Origin of the sequence: Streptomyces sp. YIM 121038 (assembly GCF_006088715.1) — a bacterium.
GTDB lineage: Bacteria > Actinomycetota > Actinomycetes > Streptomycetales > Streptomycetaceae > Streptomyces.
This window is the reverse complement of the sequence record NZ_CP030772.1, coordinates 895,647-920,470: the sequence shown is the minus strand read 5'-3', so window position 1 is coordinate 920,470 and position 24,824 is coordinate 895,647. Positions and strand designations below refer to the sequence as shown.

At 66.8% G+C, this 24,824-nt stretch carries 15 protein-coding genes and 7 pseudogenes; 12 read left to right on the top strand and 10 right to left on the bottom strand.

The window, feature by feature from the left end; translation table 11 throughout:
• Positions 1 to 53: 53 nt before the first annotated feature.
• Complete coding sequence (locus C9F11_RS46955; protein WP_249402399.1) at positions 54 to 212, bottom strand: hypothetical protein; 159 nt, start codon at positions 210 to 212, stop codon at positions 54 to 56.
• 476 nt (positions 213 to 688) lie between these two features.
• Between C9F11_RS46955 and C9F11_RS46950 the strand changes: the two genes are divergently transcribed.
• From C9F11_RS46950 to C9F11_RS46940, 3 genes are all read left to right on the top strand, one after another.
• Complete coding sequence (locus C9F11_RS46950; RefSeq protein WP_138968670.1) at positions 689 to 916, top strand: DUF5988 family protein; 228 nt, start codon at positions 689 to 691, stop codon at positions 914 to 916.
• A gap of 292 nt (positions 917 to 1,208) precedes the next feature.
• Complete coding sequence (locus C9F11_RS46945; RefSeq protein WP_138968668.1) at positions 1,209 to 2,060, top strand: Rieske 2Fe-2S domain-containing protein; 852 nt, start codon at positions 1,209 to 1,211, stop codon at positions 2,058 to 2,060.
• 65 nt (positions 2,061 to 2,125) lie between these two features.
• Positions 2,126 to 3,205, top strand: coding sequence for a Rieske 2Fe-2S domain-containing protein (locus C9F11_RS46940; RefSeq protein WP_249402398.1), 1,080 nt, complete (start codon positions 2,126 to 2,128; stop codon positions 3,203 to 3,205).
• 285 nt (positions 3,206 to 3,490) lie between these two features.
• Here the strand turns inward: C9F11_RS46940 and C9F11_RS49590 are convergent.
• Positions 3,491 to 3,709: pseudogene (locus C9F11_RS49590) on the bottom strand (transposase); the annotation flags it as partial.
• A 270-nt stretch (positions 3,710 to 3,979) separates the two neighbouring features.
• Between C9F11_RS49590 and C9F11_RS46930 the strand changes: the two are divergent.
• From C9F11_RS46930 to C9F11_RS49580, 3 genes and pseudogenes are all read left to right on the top strand, one after another.
• Complete coding sequence (locus C9F11_RS46930; protein WP_138968665.1) at positions 3,980 to 10,366, top strand: type I polyketide synthase; 6,387 nt, start codon at positions 3,980 to 3,982, stop codon at positions 10,364 to 10,366.
• Positions 10,367 to 10,726: 360 nt separating this feature from the next.
• Positions 10,727 to 10,873: pseudogene (locus C9F11_RS49585) on the top strand (class I SAM-dependent methyltransferase); the annotation flags it as partial.
• A gap of 167 nt (positions 10,874 to 11,040) precedes the next feature.
• Positions 11,041 to 11,304 (top strand): hypothetical protein, encoded by a 264-nt coding sequence (locus C9F11_RS49580; protein ID WP_249402431.1) that lies wholly within the window; start codon positions 11,041 to 11,043, stop codon positions 11,302 to 11,304.
• 134 nt (positions 11,305 to 11,438) lie between these two features.
• On the opposite strand, the pseudogene C9F11_RS46920 reads toward C9F11_RS49580, so the two are convergent.
• The 6 genes and pseudogenes from C9F11_RS46920 to C9F11_RS46890 form a co-directional block, all read right to left on the bottom strand.
• A pseudogene (locus tag C9F11_RS46920) lies at positions 11,439 to 12,197 on the bottom strand (IS3 family transposase); the annotation flags it as partial.
• A 539-nt stretch (positions 12,198 to 12,736) separates the two neighbouring features.
• Positions 12,737 to 13,756, bottom strand: coding sequence for a methyltransferase (locus C9F11_RS46910; RefSeq protein ID WP_138968659.1), 1,020 nt, complete (start codon positions 13,754 to 13,756; stop codon positions 12,737 to 12,739).
• A 12-nt stretch (positions 13,757 to 13,768) separates the two neighbouring features.
• Complete coding sequence (locus C9F11_RS46905) at positions 13,769 to 14,269, bottom strand: MaoC family dehydratase (protein ID WP_138968657.1); 501 nt, start codon at positions 14,267 to 14,269, stop codon at positions 13,769 to 13,771.
• 3 nt (positions 14,270 to 14,272) lie between these two features.
• Positions 14,273 to 14,719, bottom strand: coding sequence for a MaoC family dehydratase (locus tag C9F11_RS46900; RefSeq protein ID WP_138968655.1), 447 nt, complete (start codon positions 14,717 to 14,719; stop codon positions 14,273 to 14,275).
• Positions 14,716 to 15,810 (bottom strand): type III polyketide synthase, encoded by a 1,095-nt coding sequence (locus C9F11_RS46895; RefSeq protein ID WP_138968872.1) that lies wholly within the window; start codon positions 15,808 to 15,810, stop codon positions 14,716 to 14,718. Before C9F11_RS46895 ends, C9F11_RS46900 begins: the two co-directional genes overlap by 4 nt.
• Positions 15,794 to 16,576, bottom strand: coding sequence for a class I SAM-dependent methyltransferase (locus tag C9F11_RS46890; protein ID WP_171076259.1), 783 nt, complete (start codon positions 16,574 to 16,576; stop codon positions 15,794 to 15,796). The genes C9F11_RS46895 and C9F11_RS46890 overlap by 17 nt, the downstream gene beginning before the upstream one ends.
• 317 nt (positions 16,577 to 16,893) lie before the next feature.
• On the opposite strand from C9F11_RS46890, the pseudogene C9F11_RS46885 reads away from it, so the two are divergent.
• Positions 16,894 to 18,107: pseudogene (locus C9F11_RS46885) on the top strand (IS3 family transposase).
• Between the two features lie 241 nt (positions 18,108 to 18,348).
• On the opposite strand, the gene C9F11_RS49850 reads toward C9F11_RS46885, so the two are convergent.
• Together C9F11_RS49850 and C9F11_RS46875 are read right to left on the bottom strand one after the other, a co-directional pair.
• Positions 18,349 to 19,653 carry a hypothetical protein gene (locus C9F11_RS49850; RefSeq protein WP_171076258.1) on the bottom strand — a complete coding sequence of 435 codons (1,305 nt, stop codon included), beginning with the start codon at positions 19,651 to 19,653 and terminating at the stop codon, positions 18,349 to 18,351.
• 264 nt (positions 19,654 to 19,917) lie between these two features.
• Positions 19,918 to 21,131: pseudogene (locus C9F11_RS46875) on the bottom strand (IS3 family transposase).
• A 40-nt stretch (positions 21,132 to 21,171) separates the two neighbouring features.
• Here C9F11_RS46875 and C9F11_RS46870 point away from each other — a divergent pair.
• The 5 genes and pseudogenes from C9F11_RS46870 to C9F11_RS46855 all read left to right on the top strand — a co-directional run.
• On the top strand, positions 21,172 to 21,579 hold the full coding sequence (locus C9F11_RS46870) for a hypothetical protein (protein ID WP_171076257.1): 408 nt from the start codon (positions 21,172 to 21,174) through the stop codon (positions 21,577 to 21,579).
• Complete coding sequence (locus tag C9F11_RS46865) at positions 21,480 to 22,838, top strand: IS4 family transposase (protein WP_138968649.1); 1,359 nt, start codon at positions 21,480 to 21,482, stop codon at positions 22,836 to 22,838. The genes C9F11_RS46870 and C9F11_RS46865 overlap by 100 nt, the downstream gene beginning before the upstream one ends.
• An 18-nt stretch (positions 22,839 to 22,856) precedes the next feature.
• Positions 22,857 to 23,110, top strand: a pseudogene (locus C9F11_RS46860) (ISAzo13 family transposase); the annotation flags it as partial.
• A gap of 60 nt (positions 23,111 to 23,170) precedes the next feature.
• Positions 23,171 to 23,578 (top strand): hypothetical protein, encoded by a 408-nt coding sequence (locus tag C9F11_RS48040; protein WP_171076175.1) that lies wholly within the window; start codon positions 23,171 to 23,173, stop codon positions 23,576 to 23,578.
• Between the two features lie 23 nt (positions 23,579 to 23,601).
• Positions 23,602 to 24,506: pseudogene (locus C9F11_RS46855) on the top strand (IS701 family transposase); the annotation flags it as partial.
• Positions 24,507 to 24,824 lie beyond the last annotated feature (318 nt).

Here is a 24,824-nt window from a genome sequence, read left to right as displayed (position 1 = left end):
ACCAAGGAGTTGACATCCATCACGAGATCACGATCAAGGACGGCTACCCGCCGTCACCACCGACTACGGGACAGAGCCAAGCTTTCGGTGTAACTGGTGTGGTACTGGATGGCCACCTTGCCCTTGCCGGTGCGGCACGGCGAGCCCGCGGGGGCGGCGCAGGTGGACATCGGGCAGTAGTGCGTTTCCACGCGCTTGAAGTCGTCGCTCACGAGCCCCGACTGTTTCATGAGTTGTTGCAAAACGTCGAGCCGTTTGCGACAACTTATGAAACACGGTTCGCCCTGGATGCGTCCGCCGGGTGACGGTGTTTCACAGGCGAGGGATCGGCTATGCCCAGATCACTCATTAGTCCTGCAGCCCCAGCCGTAGCCGCCGTCATCGCGCTGAGAACGCTTGTGCCCTGAGAGCGCAAGGGGCGCACCATAGGATCGCGGTGGTGCGGACTAAGCCAATAGCATCTACAGGAGGGGAGTGTATGCGCCGTGTGCGCTCCACGCTTCCTGTTGGGATGCGCCGTTGGTTTATCTCTTCGCTCCAGGCGGGCACATCCCCAAGCAGAGTAGTGAATGCCGTTCCCTCCGCGCAGGGGTCGGCGCGTCCTGGTACACCGCCGCTTCCCGCAGAGCAGTGGTTGGTGTGCTTCAGCGTCACGGATCGCTGATGTGTCACGGATGGAGACCCGCTCATGAATGAGTCCTTGTTGTGCCATGTGGAAGATCTGGTGGCGCTAGAGGGCGGACCGGTGGCCTTGCCGTCCACGACAGCTCTGACGGGCAATCGCATGACGGACAAGGTCTCTCTCATCTATCTCAATGGCCGTGAGCACTATGTTCGCACCTGCGAGGTTCGTGAGGTGGGCGGCCGATTGCTCCCGGTCTTCCGGTGGAGCTATTCCACGAAGATTGCAGAATAGGTGTTCCAGGTCCAAGGAGGCTGCGGTGCGGATTCCGACTGTTTCCTTGCCTGGCCGCACCCTGTGACGGTGTACGAGCGGCGTGCGCACCGCGCCGCTGTCTTCTGGTGAATGGGGAGAGCCATGCCCGGCGTTTCTTGATAACCATGCACGTGTGCTGCTACCTGCTTAAGGGACCAATGATGTTCACCGCTATGCCGGTGGAATCCTCACTCTGGATGCTCGCTCGCCCCGGAAATATTTTCCGGACCCTGCTGGGGAATGTCAGCGCCCTGCACACCGGGAAATCGAAATGCGCACTCGCCGAAGCAGGGCAGAGGGAGTCTCCCTGGGCTACGAAGAGGGGCGGCAGCTGCTGCCTTACCCTGACGGCTGGTTCGCTGTTGGGTTCTCGAGTGAATGGAAGCCGGGAACGATAAGGACCCGGCGACTGGCCGGCGAGGATGTCGTCGTTTCCCGGACGGCGCGCGGCGATCTCGGCGTGACGCGCCCTCACTGTCCCCATCTTGGTGCCCATCTCGGAGTTGGCAAACTGGGAATTGAGATGCAAGGGCCCTTAGCCTGGCGTGTGGTTGAGTCTGCGACGCATCCGCAGGAGGTCTGCGAGAACGCTGTCGACGCGCAGCATTTAAAGGAACTTCACCGGATGACCCTTGCGCCCAAGGCGCCGGCCAGGATCGACGACCCCCTGTTCCACATTGGATGCAAAGGGTCTCGCAAATTCATCCCGATGATACAAACGCGCCAGGAGGCCGACATCACAATACTCGGCCTTTCGGGTATGTACGCGAGCATATCCACGTTGGGCGGCCGGCTGAAAATTCTCTTCTGGATGCTTGCCACCCCGACGGGTCCATGGAGGACCCAAGTCACGATGGCGATGCGACTGCATCTGCCCGAAGCCTCACAGATCGCCCGCTGGCGATTGATGCAATCTCTGGCGAAGGTGCTGGCGAGGCTCCTGGTCCAGGCAGCCATACCTGACCTCTACGACGACACTCTGATGTGGAACCACAAGCGACACTTACCGCACCCCGGCCTGAACGCAAAGGACGGCCCGATCGGCGAATTCCGGCGCTGGGCGAGGCAGTTCTATCCTCTCGTAGACGAACGGGAGGACACCGAGCCGCAGAAACAGTTCTGAATAATCTCCAGTATTCAACCTGCCCCCTCGGGGCGTCAAACGGCACGTGAATTCAAGGGGCAATCATGGCATCGCAGTGGAAGAAGAGGCTCGTCAAGCAGGAGCGTCCGGCCTTCGCGTACGAATCCGGGCCCGTGCCGCTGCCGTATCCCCAAGGGTGGTTCATGCTCGCGCCGTCCGCCGAGGTGCCTCCGGGGAGCGTGGTGACCAGGCGGTTCATGGGAGAAGACGTGGTGGTGTACCGGACCCGGAGCGGGCGGCTGCGGGTGGTGCGCCCTTACTGCCCGCATCTTGGTGCGCACCTGGGTTGCGGGTGGGTGGATGGTGAGGAGATTGTCTGTCCGTTCCATCATTTTGCCTTCGGCCCGGATGGGAACAATGTGCGTGTGGGCCCGGGATACGATGTGCCGCTCATCCAACGGCGCGTTTCCACTCTCCATAGCGAAGAAATGAATGGAGGAATATTTGCCTGGTCGGGACAGGGAGGTGAAACCCCTTCATGGCGCCTTCCGCAACTGCCGGGGCAGGCAAGCCGCGCTCCGCTATTCAAAACGTTCGATCTTCACACTCATCCTCAAGAGGTTTGTGAGAATATCTTTGATGCGGGGCATACCCGTGCCGTGCACGGGTATGCCGACTGCTTCATGAGGAGGCCGCCGGTCGCGGACAAGCATGAGTACTCGGCCGCCCTGCGATTCTCCAGGCCGTTCCCTCCATTCGGCGTACTCGAAAGTGATCTTGACATTTCGCTCCACGGCCTGGGGTTTTTTGAGGCGACATTCCATGTTCCGAAAATCGGCCTCAAGATGGTTGTCATGGCTTCTCCGCGCCCCGTTGAGCCGTGGCGTGTCCATCTCGCCCTAGGTGTGAGCTCCGTATCCCTGGATCCTGGATTCGGATGGCGGCGCCGACTGCCCGAAAAGCTCGTCGCATGGTTCTCCCGTACCATCACTCCAATGAATATGCGGATGCTGATGGCTGACGCGGCGCCTGACCACGGAATCTGGGACCGGAAGCATTACACCAGTCCTCCCGCACTGGTCAGGGAGGAAGGGCCCATCGGCTCATATCGTAAGTGGTGTCAGCAATTCTACGCCCCGGATAGGGGTGCAGTAGCAGACGCCGATGCGGGCTCTGCCACCTGACAGCCGCCGCCCGGGCAGCGAAGATTATTCTTGAACTGTCGGAAGTGCGGGGCACGTTCAGGACTGGCCGCACCGGGCCTGCGCCGAGAACTGCTAGTAGGGCTTGGTCGGGTTGGTGCGGGGTCGGGGATGTCGCGGTGACAGGTGGGGCAGGCGCCGGTCCAGAGTGCGAGGAGTAGCTGCACTTCGCGGACGACTCGGTAGAGGCTCAGGCTGGCGCCGTCTCTTTTGGGGAGCGGGTCAGCCGCTGCAGGGTGCAGAAGGCGTGGGCGACCGAGACGAGGGTGACGTGTGGTGGTGCCAGCCGGGCCAGGTGCGGCCTTCGAAGCGGGCCAGGCCCAGGGCCTGTTTCATCTCGCGGTAGTCGTTTTCGATGCGCCAGCGGAGTTTCGCGGTGCGGACCAGGACGGGCAGCGGGGTGTGCTCGGGCAGGCTGGAGAGCCAGAACTGCACCGGTTCGTCCTGGTCGGCGGGCCATTCGGCCAGCAGCCAGCGCACCGGCAGCTCGGTGCCGGCCGTGGCTTTGCGGACTTCACGTCCGGCGGGGCGGATCCACAGGGCCACGAAGCGCGAGTACATGCGCTTGTCTCCGCTGCGGCCGCTGCCCGGCCGGGAGCCCTCGCGCCACTGCACCGGACGGGCTACGCGTTTCCCGGCCGCGATGACCAGTTCTTTCACCCTCAGGGCCGCCTCCGGCAGTACCGCGCAGCGCCAACGAAGTGACAGCAACGGAGTTACGCAACGCTAGTGACCAAAACTTGGAGGAGCGGCGTTATGAGCGATGTTCCGGTCGCCGTTGTGGGAATGGGATGTCGTTTCCCTGGTGGTGTCGATTCGCCGTCGGCTTTCGACCGGCTGCTGCAGGAACGGCGTCAGGTTGTGTGTCCGCTGCCGGTGGACCGGTGGGATCCGCGGATGCTGGGGGAGCTGGACCCGCAGCCTCTGCCGGAGCATGGGTGTTTTCTGGCGGATGTCAAGGGGTTCGACCCGGAGTTCTTCGGGATGTCTCCGCGGCTGGCGGCGCAGGTGGATCCTCAGCAGCGGCTGCTGCTGGAGGTCGTGTGGGAGGCCGTGGAGCACGCCGGGATTCCGCCCAGCTCGCTGGCCGGCGCACGCGGGGGGGTGTTTGTCGGCATGTGCTATCCGGACTATTCCATGCGTTGGGGGGACCGGCTGGATCAGTGGAGCGGGCATCTCGGCTTCGGCACGTTGATGAGTGTCGCCACGGGACGGGTGTCGCATCTGCTGGGACTGCATGGTCCCAGCGTGACGCTGGACACGGCATGTTCCTCGTCCCTGACCGCAGTGCATATGGCGTGCCGGAGTCTGGCCTCCGGGGATTGCGACCTGGCGCTCGCCGGGGGGGTGAACCTCATTCTGGCTCCGCATGGGCTGGTCACTTTCGCGCAGCTGAATATGATGTCGGCATCCGGTGCCTGTCACGCATTCGATGCGGCGGCCGACGGGTTCGTCCGGGGTGAGGGCTGTGGTGTGGTGGTTCTCAAGCGGCTGGATGACGCACAGCAGGACGACGACCGGGTCCTTGCGGTGATCCGCGGGTCAGCGGTCAATCAGGAGGGCCGCTCGCACGAGTTGATGATGATGCCGTCCACCGAGGCTCAGGCCATGGTATTGCGTGAGGCAGTGGCGCGTTCCGGTATCGATCCGGCTGGCGTGGGTCTGGTGGAGACCCATGGCACCGGCACGCCCGTCGGCGATCCGGTCGAGTTCGCGGCGCTGGCACGGGTGTACGGACAGGGGCGGGGCCGGTGCGCGCTGGGAGCGGTCAAGGGAAACATCGGGCACCTGGAGCCCGCCGCCGGGGTCGCCGGGCTCATCAAGGCAGTCCAGTGCCTTCGCAACGGCACCGTCCCTGCCAACGCCGCCTTCACTCGGTGGAACCCGCAGATCGACCCGTCGGCCACACGACTGTTCGTCCCCACTCACCCCACGCCGTGGCCGGTGCAGGGGGCTCCGCGCACGGCGGCGGTCTCCGCGTTCGGTGTGTCCGGCACCAATGCGCACATCGTCCTGGACCAGGCGCCCCGGCGTACGGCCACGGCCGGCGGAAAGCCTGCCGCTACTCGCGCATCCCGGCCGGACGGCCCGGACGTGGTGGTGCTGAGCGCTTCCTCCGGCGCGGTCCTTGGCCCAGCTGCCGCCCGGCTGGCCAGCTGGGTCGAAGGGGAAGGGGCGCAGGTTCCGGTGCGTGACCTGGCCCATACGCTGGCGCTGCGGCGCGACCCGTCCCCGGGGCGGCTGGCGGTGGCCACCACTGGCCGGGAGCACCTGACAGCCACGCTGCGCGGCTTCGCGGAGGGGCGGTCCGATCCGGCATTGCGCTCTGGGACCGCGCCCCGCGGCATCAAGCGCCGGCCCGTGATGGTGTTTTCCGGGCACGGCTCCCAGTGGGCTGCCATGGGCGCCGCCCTGCTGGAGAAGGAACCCGCCTTCGCGGCGGCCCTGGAGGAGGTCGAACCGCTGATCCAGCAGGAGGCGGGCTTCTCGGTGACGCGGGCCCTCACCGCGCCAGATACGGTGCGCGGTGTCGGCCGGGTCCAGCCGGCGATCTTCGCAATGCATCTGGCGCTGGCGGCGACATGGCGGCACTACGGGGTCGAGCCGGCTGCGGTGATCGGGCACTCGATGGGCGAGGCCGCCGCCGCGGTGATCGCCGGGGCCCTCTCCCCCGGCGACGGGGCCAAGGTGGTCTGCCGCCGTTCCCGGCTGCTAACGGAACTGTCAGGGACCGGGGCCATGGCCTTTGTCACGCTGCCTCACCAGCAGGTCGCCGAGGAACTGGCCATCCACCAGGCCTCCGCCGTGGTCGTTGCCGTCATCGCCGCCCCGGAGTCCACCGTGGTCTCCGGAGACGCCGCACAGATCGCGCGCCTGGTGGACGCGTGGGAGGCGCGGGGTATCCCCGCCGAAACGGTCGCCGTCGACGTGGCCTCGCACTGCCCGCAACTTGACCCGCTGCTCCCCCGTATGACCCGGGCGCTGCAGGACCTCACCCCAGGGGCCCCGCGGTTGGCGACGTACTCGACGGCCCTGGAAGACCCCCGCCGCACGCCGCGATACGACGCGGACTACTGGGTCGCCAACCTCCGCCGACCGGTGCGCCTCATGGACGCGGTGGCGGCGGCCGCCGCCGACCGGCACAGCGTCTTCATCGAAGTCTCCCCCCACCCCCTGCTGGCCCGGGCCGTGAGTACCACTCTCGACCAGCTGACGGAGGGACATGTCGTACTGTCCACTTTGCGCCGTGACGAGGATGCGCTGACCACGATGCGTACCCAGCTGGGTGCCGCCTTCTGCGCGGGGCTTACGGTCGACCTGTCCCCCCTGTACCGGGATGCGGCACTCGCGGAGGTGCCCACCACCGTCTTCGACCGCCGCTCGTATTGGCTCGATCTCCCCGACCGCTCCCCCGCCCTCGCCACTAGGAGGGGGCATCCGCTGCTGGGCGTCCACACCGCCGTGCCCGACCGGCCCGACGCACACCTATGGCACGGTGAGATCGGACCCGACTCGCTGCCCTGGCTCACCGACCACACGGTGCACGGAGACACAGTGCTGCCCGGTGCCGCGTACTGCGAGATGGCCTTGGCCGCCGGCTGCGAGCTGTTCAACACCACACCGGAGTACATCGAGGTCGCCGACGCCACCTTCGAAGAACTACTCCAGCTCGACGAACGCACCGCCGTCACCTCCACTGCCAGCCGCACGGACGAGCATGCCGCCGAATTCGCCGTCTGGGCCCGCGACGAGAATCAGACCTGGACACGCCATGCGCATGCCACCATCCGTTTGCACGACACCCCTGCCGAGCCCCCTGAACCCCAGCCGCCGCACATCGCGCTCGCCTCAGCGCACCCCGTGGACGTTCCTGCCGCCGAGGCATACGAACAGGCCCGCACCCTGCTCGGAATCGGCCTGGGCCCGGCATTCGCAGGGATCACCCGCCTGCGCCGCGCAGGCACGGCCCCCATCACCGCTTACGCCGACATCCAGCTGCCCGTGTCAGCCCGCGGCGGCCCCACGGGCTCCTTCCGCTGCCACCCCGTGCTCCTCGACACCTGCATACAGGCACTGGCCTTCACCCACCCGACCCCCACCTCCGACCGGGCCAGCGGGACACTGCTGGTCACCGGGGTGGCATCCCTGCGCTTCTACGCTGACGCCGGCCAGGCCCAGCACTGCACCGGACAGCTCACAGCCCAGGACGGGGACCGTGGCCGCGGAGCGGTCCGGCTGCTGGACGGCACCGGTCACACCCTGGTCTCCTTCGAGGGCGTGCGCTACACCCGGCACAGCGCAAGCAGCGCGGATGCCCCGCCCCAGCAGTCCTTCTACGACGTGCACTGGCAGCCGTGCCCACGCGGCTTCGTCAAGGCCCTCGGTGACCAAGGCCGCTGGCTGATCGTCGGCGAAGGTGACGGCACCGCCGCAGCCCTGGGCAATATCCTGCGCGAGGCCCGGGCCGACGCCGACATCGTCGACGTATCACCCACCGCTGGCCTGGATGCACTGGCCGCTGCCCTCACAGAACGCACCGGCGCGGACATCCCCGACTACCGTGGTGTCGTCGTCCTGGCCACCGCCGACCCGCCCTCCGGAACACCTTCCACCGACCGGGCCCCCCTGCACCGGCTGGCCAGCATCGTCAGCTACATCACCGACACCCCGTGGCCAGATCCCCCTCGCCTGTGGATCGTCACCCGCGGAGCCCGGGCCGTTTTCCCCGGCGACGGCATCGACATCGCCCACTGCGCCCTGCGCGGACTGGGCCGGGTCATCGGCCTGGAATACCCCGAACTCCGCACCGTCCAGGTCGATACCGATCCCGCCCGCAACGACCTGCAGGAACTGGCCGCCGAGCTGATCGCGGACCGGGACGAGGACGAAGTCGCCCTGCGCCTCCATACCCGTCTCGTCGCCCGGCTTGCCTACGTCCCGGTATCCCCCGACGAGCGCGGCCGGGGCCCACTGTTACCGATGGACTTCGGCAGCGACGGATTCCATCTCGCCCCGGCCCGGCCCGGGCATCTGGACGGAGCCGAACTCACCGCCAGCCCACGCCGTGCCCCCAACCCCGGAGAAGCCGAGATCCAGATCCAGGCGGCCGGCGTCAACTTCCGCGATGTCCTCCTCCTGATGGGCTTGGCTGACGACATAGGCTCCGCCCAGAGCGGACTGGGCATCGACTGCGCCGGGGTAGTCACCGCCGTCGGCGCGCCCGGCACCGGCTTCACCGTCGGCGACCGTGTGGTCTGTATGAACCCCCAGTACGGGGCCTTCGGCACCTTCATGACCGTACGCGAAGAATTCCTCGCACCCGCCCCCGCCGATCTGACTCCCGAAGCTGCCGCCGCTCTGGTGGCGCCGTACCTGAGCGCCTGGTACGCCCTGCACTATCTGGGCCGTCTGGAAGCGGGGGAACGCGTGCTCATCCACTGCGCTTCCGGCGGCGTTGGGCACGCGGCCATCGCTGTCGCCCGCGCGGCAGGAGCGGAGATCCTGGCCACCGCCGGCAGCGAACCCAAACGCACCTACCTGCGCGACATGGGCATCACCCACGTCATGGACTCCCGCACCCCGGACTTCGCCGACGAAATCCGGCAAACCATCCATGACGATGGAGTGGACATCGTCCTCAACTGTCTGACCGGCACAGCGCTCAAGGCCGGGCTGGAACTACTGCGCACCGGCGGGCGGTTCATCGAGATCGGCAAACGCGACATCACCGCCAACACCGCCATCGGCATGAGCCCCTTCGACCGCAACATCACACTCAGCAGTGTCGACCTGCGGCTGCTGGCCCAGAAACAGCCCCGCCGCTTCGCCTGCCTCCTGCGCAAGACCATGGCCGAAGTGCAGGACGGCGGACTGCCCCCGCTCATCCACCGCACCTTCCCCCTCACTCACGCCGAAGACGCATTCCGCCTGATGGCCAGGGCCCAGCACACCGGCCGACTGGTACTGAGCATCCCCCAGAGCGGAACGGCCACCGTCCGCCAGCAGCCCCCACCCGTGGTCCGGGCCGACAGCTCCTACATCATCACCGGCGGGCTGACCGGCATCGGCCTGGAAGTCGCCCAATGGCTCGCCAGCCAAGGCGCCGGCCGTATCGTCCTCAACGGCCGACGCCCCCCCACACCCAAGACCGAACTCCGGCTGACGTCCATGCGGCAGGCCGGTACGGACATTCACGTGGCCCGCGGGGACATCAGTGACCCATCCACCGCCCATGCCCTGGTCGAGGCGGCCACCGCGACTGGACTCCCGCTGCGCGGAGCCGTTCACTCCGCCGCAGTGCTCCGAGACGCCGTCGTCGTACAGATCGACGAGGAGATCACACAAACCGTCTGGCGGCCCAAGGTCGACGGTGCACTCCGGCTGCACGAGGCCACCGAAAACCACAGCCTGGACTGGTTCGTCCTGTTCTCCTCCCTCGCAGCCGTCACCGGTTCCCCCGGCCAAGGCATCTACGCAGCCGCCAACGCCTGGCTCGACGGCTTCGCCATCTGGCGCCGGGCCCGCGGCCTGCCCGCTCTCAGCATCGCCTGGGGCCCCTGGAGCGAAACCGGACTGGCCACCGACCTCGCCGACCGCGGCTACCCCGCCATCAGCACCACAGACGGCATCGCAGCCCTCCACACACTCCTTGAAACCGACCGGCCCCACGCCAGCTACCTACCCGAAATCCACCGCCTCTGCCAGGCCTTCAGCATCCTCACCAGTTCCTCGCTTCTCAGCCGCGTCATCCCGCCTCCTCCCGGAGCCCCCAACCATGCCCCCGCCAGCAGCCCGGGCCCCGCACACGCTCCTGCCTCCGGTGATGCCGTCCGCGATACCCTCCTCTCACTGCCGCCCGGACCCCGCCGCCGGGCCTGGCTGGAGAACTACCTCGCCGACCACATCCGCGCCGTCCTCCACCTCGGCACCGCCCCCCTCGACCCGCAAGTCGAACTCAGGTCCCTCGGCTTCGACTCCCTGCTCGCCCTCGAACTGCGGCACCGCCTCCAGGCCGCACTCCACATCAAGATCACACAAAAGATCATCATGGCCTACCCGACCCCGGCAGTCCTGGCCACCGAACTCGCCACACTCATCGGAGTCCCATTCCCCCCGGACCCACAAGACACCATCACCGGGTAAACCCGCACAGAAAAAGGCATACCGCACCTGGAGCGGACACACGCTCCCACCCAGGCCTCCCGTCCGATCATCCCGGCCGATCTGCGGGTACGGGCTCGGCACAACACACCAAGGGAGCATGGTCATGCCAGCGACAGCGACACCTGGCGAGTCTCGCGAGCATCACTACGGGGCAGGGCTTCTCGACTACCAAACGCCACTGGAGTTACGGCGTCTGCGCGCCCTGGAGAAGTTTGCCGACCCAATCACGCGTGCAGCCATCAGCGGCCGGGGGCTCCAAGCGGGCTGGCACTGCCTGGAGCTGGGGGTGGTGCCGGCTCCATTGCACAGTGGCTGGCCCGGCAGTGCGCGCCGGGGGAAGTGGTGGTCACCGACACCGACACCCGACTGCTGCCTCAGGGAGTGCCGAACCTGACCGTCCTGCGCCACGACGTCGTCCGGGACGATTTTCCGGCGGCATCCTTCGACCTCGTCCACGCACGCGCACTGCTCGAGCACCTGCCCGAACGCGACAAGACCATCGCACGGATGGTGCGCTGGACCGCCCCCCGAGGCTGGGTGTGTGTAGACGGGCTGATCGTGGTCTCATCCCCCGACGGCGCTCAGAACGCCTACCACCGCTGCATGGACGCTCTGATCACCTTGGTATCCGGCCAGATGCAGGTCGATGTCCGGTGGCCACCGCCCTGCCGCGGCTGCTCGCACAGGCAGGCCTGGAAGACGTCGATCTCATGTGTATCCCGGGCCGGGTGGGCCGGAACGGCAACGCCGACGCACTCACACAGCTCACCCTCGAACAACTCGGACCAGCGATGGTGCACCAGGGCCTTGTCGCACAGCAGGATCTCACCGACTGCAGGGAACTGCTGGCCAGCGGCAGCTACACCGGCCTCGCCTTCCTCACCCTGTCCACATGGGGCCGACGCCCACACCCGTAAGCGGCCGTTGGAGGAGGTATGCCCGAAGGGCGCCACCCCGCGGGGTGGCGCCCTTCGGGCATACCTCCTCCAACGGCCAATCAGCTACGAAGTGAGGGGTCTCGCGCTTTCCGGGCAGGTGTCTGGTGATGACTTCACGCCGCGATGTGTAATGTCTGGTATTCGGTGTGGACTTCGCGAGGTGGGCGGTTACCCACTGCCGAGTGGAGGTGTTTGTGTTTGTGCCAGGATTCGATGTGTCGAGTGATGTCCTGCCGGGTGGCTTCGCGTGTCAGGTAAGTCATCCTGGATACACGCTCGTTCTTCAGCGCCGCGAAGAATGATTCCGTCATAGTGTTATCGAAACAGGTCCCGGTCCGTCCGGCGGAACGTGGAAGGCCGAGGTGTTTCAATGTCTCACCGTGCTCGGCTGGCCTGTAGTTCGATCCGCGGTCCGAGTGGAATATTGTGCCGTCTGTGAGTTTCCTGTTCCGGGCTGTGTTGCGGATGGCCCGGGATGTGAGGGGGGTGTGGTAGTGGTCGTCCATGGCGTAGCCGATGGCTTCCTTCGTGCGGCGGTCGATGGCGGTCGCCAGGTACAGCCACCTCTCACTGGTGGACACGTAGGTGATGTCCCCGACCGGCTTTTGGCCGGGAGCGTCGGCGGTGAAGTTCCGGCCGGCGAGGTCAGGCGCGGGGCCGGGGGTGCCCTGGGTGAGGCCGAAGCGTTTCGGCTTCGGCTGGGAGGGCTCCAGGCCCGGTTCGCGCGTGAGGCGGCGGACCGGCTCCAGGCCAGCGGTGACGTCCCGGCGGTGCGGTTGTGCGTGGATGCGCCGGTGGCTGTAGGTGCTGTCGGAGTCCTCGAACGCCTTCGTGATGAGCAGTTTCAGTTCCTCACGCCGTTCGGCTGTCGCGGATTCGGGACGGCCTCACCAGTCGTAGTAGCCGGATTTGGAGACGCCGAGTCGCTTGCACCTGTACCCGACGCTGTACGCGTACTCCGTCGTGTCGAGCCGCATCTCGTCGATGAACTCGTACGTGCTCGCTGCCGGGGATCCCCCGCGAAGTACGCTGCGGCTTTTTTCAGGAAGGTGTTTTCCATCTCGGCTTCGCGGATCCGGCGTTCCAGCTCTTTGAGGCGTGCTCGTTCGCTGAGCGTCAGTTCCGCGTCTGGCGCCGGCTCCTGGCGTGCCTTGTGTTTCTTCACCCAGCCCCGGAGGGTTTCGGGGTTCATCCCGGGCTCGCGGCCTGCTTCGGAGATCGTCTTACTCGAGCTCAGCGCGACCCGGACGGCTTCTTCACGGAACTCAGGTGTGTACTTGCTGAGTGACGCCACATCGTGCTCCCTCGTTCCCTGTTCAGGGAAACCCTATTGAGCCCCTGTCCGGAAACTTCGGGGCCCCTCAGCCTTCCTGTAGAAAGGCGCTCAGGTGCGGAGATTGAGCCGACCTGCCTACTTGGTGCCGACGTGAAGCGTGTGTCCATACGGTAGGTCGTCGTGGGTTTCGACATGTTGGAATCCTGCGGCCTTCAGGACGGCTGTGACGTCGCGGGCGGAGTAATTCATGCCTTCGCCTGAAGCAAGGGTCAGGAAGTAAGGCGATACCAGACCTGCCGTGAGTGGCCCGGTATTGTCGTTGTTCGATGCGAAGTTATAGATGAATACACTTCCTTGTTCGGGTAGTACCTCATAACACTTCGTCAGGAGTTCGATGTTGCGCTGCAGTGACCAGACTTCGAAGAGGTGGATGTAAAGAATTCCGTCGATCCCGCATGGAAAGTCGGCTGAGAAGATATCCCCCGCGTAGGTGTGAATTCTTTGCTCGAGCCCTGCCTCCTGGATGTTTGCTGCGGCGAGATGCAGTGAGGAACCCTGATCGAACACCGTTAGTTCCAGATGGGGATGGTGCCGGGCTGCGGCAATCGCGGTGGTGGCGTCGCCGCCACCGAGATCGAGCAGGTGGGTGAAGTCGGCGAGGTCGGCGGTGTCCAGGAAGGTGGGAAGAGTGCGCGCTGACGCGTTACCCATATTGCGGTAGAAGCATTGCTGCAGGTGTGGGTGGTTAGTGAGGCGTTCGTACAGAGTGGCGCCTGGTCCCGGTACGGTGCGCAGGCCGACGTTCTTGTTCTCCTTCAGTGACTGGGTGAAGTCGGTCATGGCGGGATTGATGATTCTTGCGTGGAGGTCGATGAGTGGGCCAAGATAACGGGGGCCGGGGATGAGCTTCGACCGGACGATCTCGGAGTTGACGTACTTATTGCCTTCCTTCTTGATGAGCTGCAGGGCCGCGAGGCCGAGAAGAAGTACTCGTGCGGGCTGTTCTTCGATGTTCAGCGCCTTTGCCACGCCAGCAATGTCCAGGCCGCCAGCCTCCTCCAGCCTGGCGAACAAGTCGGTTTCGATGCCTGCGTGGAGCAGCTCGAAGGCTGTGGTGCCGTGGATGATGAGCCTGAGAAGGTCGGAGTCCTTCATGGCTGGCTCCCTTTAGCGATCGGGCTCTGCTGCGGCCCTGGGTTCTGTAGCTGGGCGGGCAGGACAGCGTTTGTTCACGATGAGCCGTCTGGTGAAGCTGTAGACGAGCGTGCCGTCTTGTTTGTGGCCGGATGTTTCGGCGTGGACTTCGCCGCCTCGTTTCGACGGGCTGGGATCTCGCATGGTGAGGACTCGCGTCTGGGCGTAGAGGGTGTCTCCGTGAAAGACCGGAGCCGGGTGGCAGAAGGAGCCGAAACTCAGATGCGTGATCGCCTGACCGGTGATGTCCCGGGCTGACAGTCCGCACAGAAGTGAGAAGACATAGGCACTGGTGACGAGGGGCCGTTGCCATCGCGTGGCCGACTGTGCGTAATGGTGGTCCAGGTGCAGCGGGTGGCAGTGCATGGTGAGCAGGCAGAAGAGATGGTGGTCGTACTCGGTCACGGTCTTGCCGGGCCAGTGACGAAGCGTCGCGCTTGTCTCGAAGTCTTCGAAATACCGTCCGGAGGGCATTGCTCAGCTCCTGGGAACAGCGATGCGGCGTCGCACGCGCAGGAACAAGGTATCCTCCTGGGTGAATCCCCGGGTCTCGACCTGCACTTCGCCGCGGCCGTGGCGGTTGGGGACGACGTGCTTGGCGAGCACTTCGGTCTGTGCGTACACGGTGTCCCCGTGGAATACCGGGGCAATTTGTTCGAGAAGTTCCTCGTCGTGGCTGAGGGCTTGTCCTGTTACGTCACGTACGGACATGCCCAATACCAGGGAGTAGAGGTAAGTGGTCAGTACCGGATTCCGTTTGAGGTTCGTGGAGGTCTGGGCGTAGTGGGCATCCAGGTGCTTCGGGTGGTGGGTCATGGTGAGCAGGCAGAAGAGGTGGTGGTCGTACTCGGTCACGGTCTTGCCGGGCCAGTGACGGTACACGGCGCCGACCTCGAACTCCTCATAAGATCTCCCGAAGCTCACTGAAGTCCCCCTGCTGCGGGCGTCGAGAGCACGGTGTGCATGGGCCTTGTCTGCCAGGTGCCCAGGGCCAGCTCCATGGTGATTCCGGGGCCAAAGCCAGCGATGATGCCGCAGGCCCCGTCTCGGGGTTGGCTGTCGGCGGTGCGGCACAGGACGTCGAAGACGGCGGCCGAGGCGATGTTGCCGTGGTGGGCGAGGGTGTGCCAGCTGTCCTGGAGTCCTTGATCGGGAACGTGGCCGTGTGTGCGCAGGGCGTCCAGGACCCGGGGGCCGCCGGTGTGGACGACGTAGAAGTCCAGGCCCGGCAGTTGCAGCCCGTTCTTCTCGACGAATGCACCCAGTTCAGGCATGACCTGTTGCATGGTGCCCGGTACGCCTTTGTTGAGGCGGAAGTGGAATCCGGTGTCTTTGACCTCGTAGGCGATCCACTGGCTGGTGCCGGGGATGACATGGGAGGCCTGTGCCCGCAGGATCACTCCGACGCCCTCGCCGTCCCCGCGGACCACCGCTGCCGCGACAGCGTCCCCGAACAGGCCGTTGGACAGAAGGCTGCTGACGTCGTGGTCGTCGGGCTGGTAGCACAGGGAGCAGAACTCGCAGGCCACGATGAGGGTGTTGGCCCCGGGGTGGGCGACGCAGTAGTCGGTGGCCCGGTTGATCGCCGCGGTGCCCGCGGCACAGCCGAGTTGCGCGATGGGCAGCTGCACCGTGTCGGTGCGAAACCCCAGCTCGTTGATCATCCATGAGGTGAGCGAGGGCATCATGAACCCGGTGCAGGACACGAAGACGATGGCATCGATGTCCTCGGCCACAAGAACGGCATTGGCCAGGGCCTCGTCGACCACGGGAGGCACCCGCTTCTTAGCCTCCTGTTCGAACACGCCGCTGCGGTGCGTGAACCCGGAGTGCTCCAGAGTCTGGTCGATGGGGCGGATGATATGGCGCTTGACCACGCCGGTGTGCTCGATCAGACGTAGCACCAGGCGCAGTTGCGGGTGGTCGGCGTGCAGTCGCGCGGCGAGTGCCAGGGTGTCGTCTTGCGTGATCACGTGCTCGGGCACGGCAACTGCGGGCCTACACAGCAGCGGCATCGCGCTCACCCCCTGCGACGATCCATTCCGCGTGGAAGGTGCCCTCGGCCGGACCGTGTGCGCCGTGGAACTCGTCGCTGCGTTCGGTCAGCACCGTCAGGCCCGCGTCGCGGTAGAGGGCGGCCAGTTCCCGGGGCATCAGCTGCCCCGGCCGCACGCCCGCCTCGAATACCGCGCGGACACTGGTGTGCCGAGCGGCATAGCCCTCCATCTTCCCCGGCTCCTGCGCCAGGAACTCGTAGTCGAAGATCCTCCCCTGCCCGCCCGCGAGGGTAGCGAGGGAAGCGATCGCGCGCCGACGAGCGTCGTCATCGTCCAGCAGGTGCAGCAGGAACCGCACCCACACATTGGCCGGCCCGGTACGCGCGGCCAGTGCCTTCACCGCCTGGTCGTCGAGAACATCGACAACCTCGAAACGCACCCCCGGATAGTCGACTCCGGACAGGTGCAACTGCTGCTCGCGGGCCAGAGCCACGGCCGTTGCAGATACATCCACACCGATGACCGGACCCACAGAGGTGGCGAAGCGCTGTGCCAGCCACGACGTCTGGTGTCCGTTGCCGCAGGCCACGTCCATCAACGGCAACCCCGGGCGCAGCAGGCCGCTGACCTGCCGGCACCAGTCGCTCAGCTGCCCTTCCGGATCGGTGTCCCAGGGAGGAATGTCCCTGCTGCCGATGGCAGACCAGTACCGTTCCCATGCACCGCTCTCGACCGGGGGCTCGGCTACCTCCCGCGGCCTGCGCGTGTCTCCTGTTTGCGTCATCGCACCCTCCTCCGCAGCGTTGATGGGCGGGACGACTGCTGCACATCGTTGCGAGATGCAGGTACCAACAGGAAGGCGCAGGCCAGGGGCGCACGACGTGAACATGCTTCCCGGGGTGTGATCCGGAGTGCGTTCATGTGTGATGGAGCGAAGAATGATCAGGAGCGTGCGTTCCGCTGACCTTGTTCTCCCCTCGCGCCGCCTCGAAACCGCTGGTGAGGCTGACCATCCTGGTGGGGCCTGGTGCGTGGTGAGGCGCCCCCGGTGGTGTGGACACTCTGACAATGGATCTTGTGGATCCGAGGAAGGGTGTCCTGGTGGGACGAAGGTCTCCGTATCCGGCGGAGTTCAGGAACGATGCGGTGGCGCTGTACCGGACGGCGGGAGGGAAGCGCACATATGCCGCGGTCGCGGCGGATGTCGGGGTGACCGGCGAGACCCTGTGCAGTTGGGTGCGCCAGGCCGGCGAACAGGCCGGCCGCGCCAGCAGCCGCGGAGGGGAGTCTGCGGCGGAGAGCCGGGATGAGGAACTGGCGCGGCTGCGGGCGGAGAACGGCCGGCTGCGCAGGGCCGAGAAGGAGTGGGAACTCGAGCGGGAGGTCCTGCGCCGGGCAGCCCCGTATTTCGCCAAGGAGATGAGGGCATAACCCGCCGCTGGGACTTCATCTCCGCCCACCGCGCCGACTTCGGCGTCAAGCGGATATGCCGGGTCCTTCACGTGTCCCGCTCGGGCTACTACCGGTGGCTCGCCGGGGCGAAGGCCCGCAGCGAGCGGCGGGCCGCGGACTGCGCCCTGGTCGCTGAGATCCGCGAGATCCACACCGAGCACAAGGGCACGTACGGGGTCCGCCGGGTCCACGCCGAGCTGCGGGGCTTCGGGCATACCGTCAACCGCAAGCGCGTCGAGCACCTCATGAGGAAGCACGGGATCAAGGGCCGCCACCTGCGGCGCCGCAAGCGCACCACGGTCCCCGACCGGCTCGCACCACCCGCCCCCGGCCTCGTCCGCCGCGACTTCTCCGCCCGTCAGCCAGACGAGAAATGGTGCGGCAATCATCACCTACGTGCAGGTCGGCGGCTCGTGGCTGTATCTGGCCTGTGTCCTGGACATCTGCTCGTGCCGGGTGCTCGGCTACTCGATGGCCACCCATATGCGGTCCGAACTGGTCATCGACGCCCTGAAGATGGCCGCGTCGGCAGCGTCGGCGGGGTGATCTTCCATACGGACAGAGGCGCGCAATACACCTCGGACGCGTTCGCCCAGGTCTGCGCGGGTTTCGGGATCCGCAGGAGCATGGGCCGGGCCGGCTTGAGCTACGACAATGCCCTCGCCGAGTCGTTCTGGCAGGGGCTCAAGAGGGAGACGATGCACGAGAGGCTGTTCTCGACGGTGCGCCAGGCAAGGCTGGAGATCTTCCAGTGGCTCACCTACTACAACACGCGCAGACGCCACAGTGCCCTCAGCTACCTCTCGCCCACAGAGTTCGAACAACAGCACCTACGAGCAGATCGACTCACAATCGCGGCATGAGCCCCTGTGCCCACACACCGGGCGACGCCTCACTGGACGCCGTGGCCGCCGAACTCAACGGCCGCCCACGTAAAACGCTCGGCTGGGAAACCCCAGCCGAGCGTCTCGCTAAGCTCCTGGCGGCAGCCAGTTGACCACTGTGTTGCGACGACCCATGGAATGCGCCTCGGGCGGAGGGGGCTGGAAACGGAGCATCAGCTGCCGCGCCAGCCCTCGGCCCTACCGCTTGGCATGGCCGCTGTCAGGGCATGAAGCCGCCCCCACCGCTGCCTCCGCTGCCGGTGGAATCACCCCTGCCGCCGCCGGGAATGCCGCCGAGGCCAGGGGTGCCTACATTGAGACCGCGGAAGCTGGCGTTCTCACCTGCGCCGCCCACGCTGACGCTGCCACCGCCACCACCGCCGATGCCGGCACCGCCCCCGCCGCCCCCGCTATTGCCGCCGTCCCCGCTGCCGCCGTAGCCTCCGGCGCTGACGGAGGTGATGCTGACGCCCTCGACCTCGGCGTTGCCACCGCTGCCACCGTTGCCCTGACCGTTATTGACGTCCCCCCCGCCACCGCCGGTGCCAGCGCCCCCGCCACCGGCAGTGCCTCCGCTGAGTCCGTTGCCGCCGTTGCCTCCCGTAACCTTCGCGTAGCCCTTGCTGCCGCCGGGGCCGGCGACTCGGGCGTTGCCGCCCCCGGTGGCGGCCAGATCCCGGCTGTGGCTGGCGCCGGCTCCGCCGATACCGGCGCCGCCGCCAGCACCACTGAAGTAGCCGGCGCCGCCGTTGCCCCCGGTGCTGGACAGAGTGAACTGTGAGGCCCAACGGGCATCGACTTCGCCGCTGACACCTGCGCCGCCGCCACCTGCGCTATGACCTGTGCCGCCGTTGCCACCGCGGGCCAGGACAGTAGTGGTGTTGCTGGTGTCGGCGGTAACGGTGCCGCTGATGGCGTTACCGCCGTCGCCACCGCGCAGATTGCCGTTGCCGTTGCCGTTGCCGCCGTTGCCACCGGCGGCGCTGATGCTGCTGCCGCCGTTCGTGGTGATCGTGCCGGCGATGGCGGTGCCGCCGTGGCCACCGATGCCAAGGGTGCTGCTGCCGGTGTTGCCGTTGCCGCCGGTGCCTGCCTGGACAGCGAGGTTGAGAGTGCCGCCGTGGGTGGTGACGGCGCCGGTGCCGGTGATGCCGTCGGCACCCCGGCCGCCACGCCCAGGGGTATCCGAGCCCTTGGAATAGCTGCCGGTGTTGTCAGAGCCGTTGGGGGCTTGGATGAGGATGGTGTCGGTGTTGCCGGTGTCGGAGGCATCGATGCTGCTACTGACGCTGCCGCCGTGGACGTAGACGAAGTGGCTGCCGTTGTTCAGAACCATGGGCGTGGTGATGCCCTGGGGGCAGTCAATGTAGGCGGCGCCCGCCGGGATGGTGGTGTCCTCGACCGTGATGGCCGCGCCGGCCGTGGCATCGGCCGTGCAGCCGGCCGGCAGCTGGTCGTCTGCGGCGTGCGCGAGCGGGGCGGCCAGCAGTGTGCCAGCACAGGAAGCCGCCAGCACGGTGGCCACGCCCGTCACCTGTCCCAGCCATGTCCGGCCGCTCCACCGCACGCGCGGCACCCGTCGTGATTGTGCGGGGACCCGTTCCCGGCTCACTGAACGTCGGCTCGTCACAGAAGATTCTCCTTCGCCAGGCGGAGCGCCCGTCGGCTCCCCTGCCAGCCTGCACAACAGGTACGCGCACTGCTCGCGATCCGCCCCCGTTCGGGGTCGTGTCCCCTCATCTGGTGTAACAGCGATCTGAGGCGTCGCCCGGTGTGTGGGCACAGGGGCTCATGCCGCGATTGTGAGTCTATCTGCTCGTAGGTGCTGTTGTTCGAACTCTGTGGGCGAGAGGTAGCTGAGGGCACTGTGGCGTCTGCGCGTGTTGTAGTAGGTGAGCCACTGGAAGATCTCCAGCCTTGCCTGGCGCACCGTCGAGAACAGCCTCTCGTGCATCGTCTCCCTCTTGAGCCCCTGCCAGAACGACTCGGCGAGGGCATTGTCGTAGCTCAAGCCGGCCCGGCCCATGCTCCTGCGGATCCCGAAACCCGCGCAGACCTGGGCGAACGCGTCCGAGGTGTATTGCGCGCCTCTGTCCGTATGGAAGATCACCCCGCCGACGCTGCCGACGCGGCCATCTTCAGGGCGTCGATGACCAGTTCGGACCGCATATGGGTGGCCATCGAGTAGCCGAGCACCCGGCACGAGCAGATGTCCAGGACACAGGCCAGATACAGCCACGAGCCGCCGACCTGCACGTAGGTGATGATTGCCGCACCATTTCTCGTCTGGCTGACGGGCGGAGAAGTCGCGGCGGACGAGGCCGGGGGCGGGTGGTGCGAGCCGGTCGGGGACCGTGGTGCGCTTGCGGCGCCGCAGGTGGCGGCCCTTGATCCCGTGCTTCCTCATGAGGTGCTCGACGCGCTTGCGGTTGACGGTATGCCCGAAGCCCCGCAGCTCGGCGTGGACCCGGCGGACCCCGTACGTGCCCTTGTGCTCGGTGTGGATCTCGCGGATCTCAGCGACCAGGGCGCAGTCCGCGGCCCGCCGCTCGCTGCGGGCCTTCGCCCCGGCGAGCCACCGGTAGTAGCCCGAGCGGGACACGTGAAGGACCCGGCATATCCGCTTGACGCCGAAGTCGGCGCGGTGGGCGGAGATGAAGTCCCAGCGGCGGGTTATGCCCTCATCTCCTTGGCGAAATACGGGGCTGCCCGGCGCAGGACCTCCCGCTCGAGTTCCCACTCCTTCTCGGCCCTGCGCAGCCGGCCGTTCTCCGCCCGCAGCCGCGCCAGTTCCTCATCCCGGCTCTCCGCCGCAGACTCCCCTCCGCGGCTGCTGGCGCGGCCGGCCTGTTCGCCGGCCTGGCGCACCCAACTGCACAGGGTCTCGCCGGTCACCCCGACATCCGCCGCGACCGCGGCATATGTGCGCTTCCCTCCCGCCGTCCGGTACAGCGCCACCGCATCGTTCCTGAACTCCGCCGGATACGGAGACCTTCGTCCCACCAGGACACCCTTCCTCGGATCCACAAGATCCATTGTCAGAGTGTCCACACCACCGGGGGCGCCTCAGCCGGTTGTCATCCCCTACGGTATCTACGATCTCGCCACCAACGCCGGCTGGGTGAACATCGGGACCGACCACGACACCGCCGCGTTCGCCGTGGAGTCCATCCGTCGCTGGTGGCGCCGACGCGGACGACTCGACCACCCGCGCGCCACCCGGCTGCTGATCACGGCGGACTCCGGCGGCTCGAACAATCCCCGCTACTGGACCTGGAAGAAGCAGCTGCACGCCTTCGCCCACGAGAGCGGCCTTCAGATCACGGTGTGCCACTTCCCTCCCGGGACCCAATGCCGTTGTTTGACCATTCATCAGTTCGTGGTGGGCGGGAGGTATTCGGCTCGCCAGGCGTTGACACGTCATGCATCCGTGGACGGGGCGATCCGATGACGTGGGGCCGGGGCGGGGTGAGGCCGGGTGCTCTCTCGCCGCGGTTCATGGTCTACTTCACGCTCGCGTTGGCGCTGTTCGCGCAGGACTCCTACGACGATGTCGCGCAGAACCTGGTCGGGGCGCTGGAGGGAATGGACGAGACGATCCCGAACCGGGCCTTGTTCACCCGCGCCCGGCAGCGCCTGGGGCCAGAGGTGTTGGAGACGGTGTTCCGTCGGGTGTGCGGACCGGTGGCCCCTGCCCGGGTGGGCACGGCGTTCTGGCGCGGGATGCGGTTGGCCGCCGTCGACGGCTTCGTACTGGACCTGCCGGACAACAAGGCCAACCGGGAGCTCTTTGGCGGGTGGAGCGACGCGCGCGGGGCGCCGGCCGGGTTTCCGCAGGTGCGGGTGGTGACGCTGACCGAGACCGGCACACACGCCTCGATCGACGCCCGGATCGGAGGCTTCAACGGTGGCGAGCGGGAGTTGGCGGTACAGATGGCCTCCTCCGCGGCCGGGATGCTGGTCATCATGGACCGCAACTTCCCCGGGGTGGAACTGTGGAAGGCGTACACCCACGCCGGAGCACATCTGCTGCTGAGGGCTCGGTCGACGGTCGCCTCCCGGCCGCTTGAGGTGCTGCCGGACGGGAGCTACCTGGGGCGGGTGAGCCTGGGTAGGCAGCGGGCCTCGCATCCGGGCGGGGTGACGGTCCGGGTCGTCGAGTACCGCACCGACGGCGGCGAGCTGATCAGGCTGTTGACCGATCTGCTGGACGCCGAGGCCTATCCAGCAGCGGAGCTGGCCTCGCTCTACCATGATCGCTGGGAGGCGGAATCGGCCTACCGGCAGGTCAAGACGTTCCAGCGTGGACCCGCGCAGGTGTTGCGCTCGGCCACTCCGGCGCTGGCGCATCAGGAGGTCTGGGCGCATCTGGTGGTGCACCACTGCCTGAACGGGATCATCATGAGAGTCGCCGACGGCGAGCGGATCGACCCGCACCGGATCTCCTTCGTCAAGGCTCACAAGCACGTACGGCGCAGCGTGATCCAGCAGACCAAGGACGCCGTCTCGGCCGTCGGGGCATTCCTGGCGATGCTGGAAGTCAAGATCCGCCGCAAGCTCGACACCGGGCCTCGCCGCAGCCGTAGTGCGCCACGGGTCCTCAAACGCCCGGACGCGAAATACTCGCCCTCGGTCAAGAAACAGCAGCCCGGCCCCACCCGGCGAGTCCCCGCCAAGGTGATCACCCTCAGCCCGGCAACGCTTCAGTAACTCAAACAACGGCATTGGCCCGGCACATCGAAATGGAACCGGATCGAGCACCGGATGTTCTGCCACATCACCGCCAACTGGCGCGGCCAGCCACTGACCAGCTACCAAGTCGTCATCGAGACGATCACAGCGACGACCACCGGGGCCGGGCTCACGATCGGCGCCGAGCTGGACACCGGCAGCTACCCGCTGGGCGCCACTGTGACGTCGCCGAATTCCACGCCCTGCCGATCACGCCCGACCCCTTCCACGGCGAGTGGAACTACACCCTGGCCCGCGACTGCGCGAAGCATTCCCAAGAGCCACCGACCCGCCAACCGATCGATCCGGCCGTGACCTTGATGCTCACCGATCCGGTGCTGACCGGCATCCCGCGCTCGGACTTCGCACACCTGGTGGAGATCTCGGAACCGTACTGGGACGCCCTGGCCGAGGCGTTCTTCCAGCGCCGCTTCCATCGCCCGCGCAGCTACCTCCACCCACAGACCAGCAGCCTGGACCACTTCCATCGGCTCCTGACCGCATTGCTCCGCCGCCGCAGGGCCGTGACCAGCACCCTCATGGCCCACCTGCTGGGAGTCACCCGTACCAACCTGTCCAACCAATTCCAGGACGGCCACCGGATTCTCGATCTCCACAAGATCGACATCACATCGATGTCCGGATCACCGGCACGCACTCTCGACCAGCTGAAGACCCGCCTTGGGCCTGCCGAGAACAGCACTGCAGATCCAATCTGACAGTTATTTACGTACGAGCCCCGGGCAAGGTCACCCACTGCCGGGCCGGGGTCTTGCTGCATCTGGCTTCCAACGGGGCCTCGGCGGCGGTGAACTGGCGTCTGTTCCTGCCCGAGAGCTGGGATCCCGCCTCGGCGAAGGCCGATGCAGTGAAGGTGAAACGACGTGCGAAGTGCGCCATCCCCGCCGGGGCGGGGCACGTTGAGAAGTGGCAGCTGGCCCTCGGCATGATCGACGAGACGTGGTCCTGGGGCATCGAGGTGCCCCAGGTCCTCGCCGACGGCGGCTACGGGGACACCGCCGCCTTCCGGCTCGGCCTGGAAGAGCGCGGCCTCGACTACGTGGTGGGCATCTCCACCACGACCACCGCCCAGCCCGAGGACGCCCGGCCGTGCACCCCGCCCTGCACCGGCCAGGGCCGCCCGCCGGTGCCCGCCTACCCGGAGGCGGCCCTGAGGGTGAAAGAACTGGTCATCGCGGCCGGGAAACGCGTAGCCCGTCCGGTGCAGTGGCGCGAGGGCTCCCGGCCGGGCAGCGGCCGCAGCGGAGACAAGCGCATGTACTCGCGCTTCGTGGCCCTGTGGATCCGCCCCGCCGGACGTGAAGTCCGCAAAGCCACGGCCGGCACCGAGCTGCCGGTGCGCTGGCTGCTGGCCGAATGGCCCGCCGACCAGGACGAACCGGTGCAGTTCTGGCTCTCCAGCCTGCCCGAGCACACCCCGCTGCCCGTCCTGGTCCGCACCGCGAAACTCCGCTGGCGCATCGAAAACGACTACCGCGAGATGAAACAGGCCCTGGGCCTGGCCCGCTTCGAAGGCCGCACCTGGCCCGGCTGGCACCACCACACGTCACCCTCGTCTCGGTCGCCCACGCCTTCTGCACCCTGCAGCGGCTGACCCGCTCCCCAAAAGAGACGGCGCCAGCCTGAGCCTCTACCGAGTCGTCCGCGAAGTGCAGCTACTCCTCGCACTCTGGACCGGCGCCTGCCCCACCTGTCACCGCGACATCCCCGACCCCGCACCAACCCGACCAAGCCCTACTAGGGGTGGCGCAACCTCGGGCGGAGGTGGGGGCTCAGGCGCGGAATGCGGCTTCACGATCGGCTACGACCCGGGACAGGTCTACCCCGCGGCCGACGATACGGTCATCGTACCTCCCGGTGTTGGCCCAGGTGAGCGGCGGAGGGGGCGCTCGTGGCAGTGCCGCTCAGGTTCTCCTCCCTGAGGAAACCGGAATTAAGAACCTC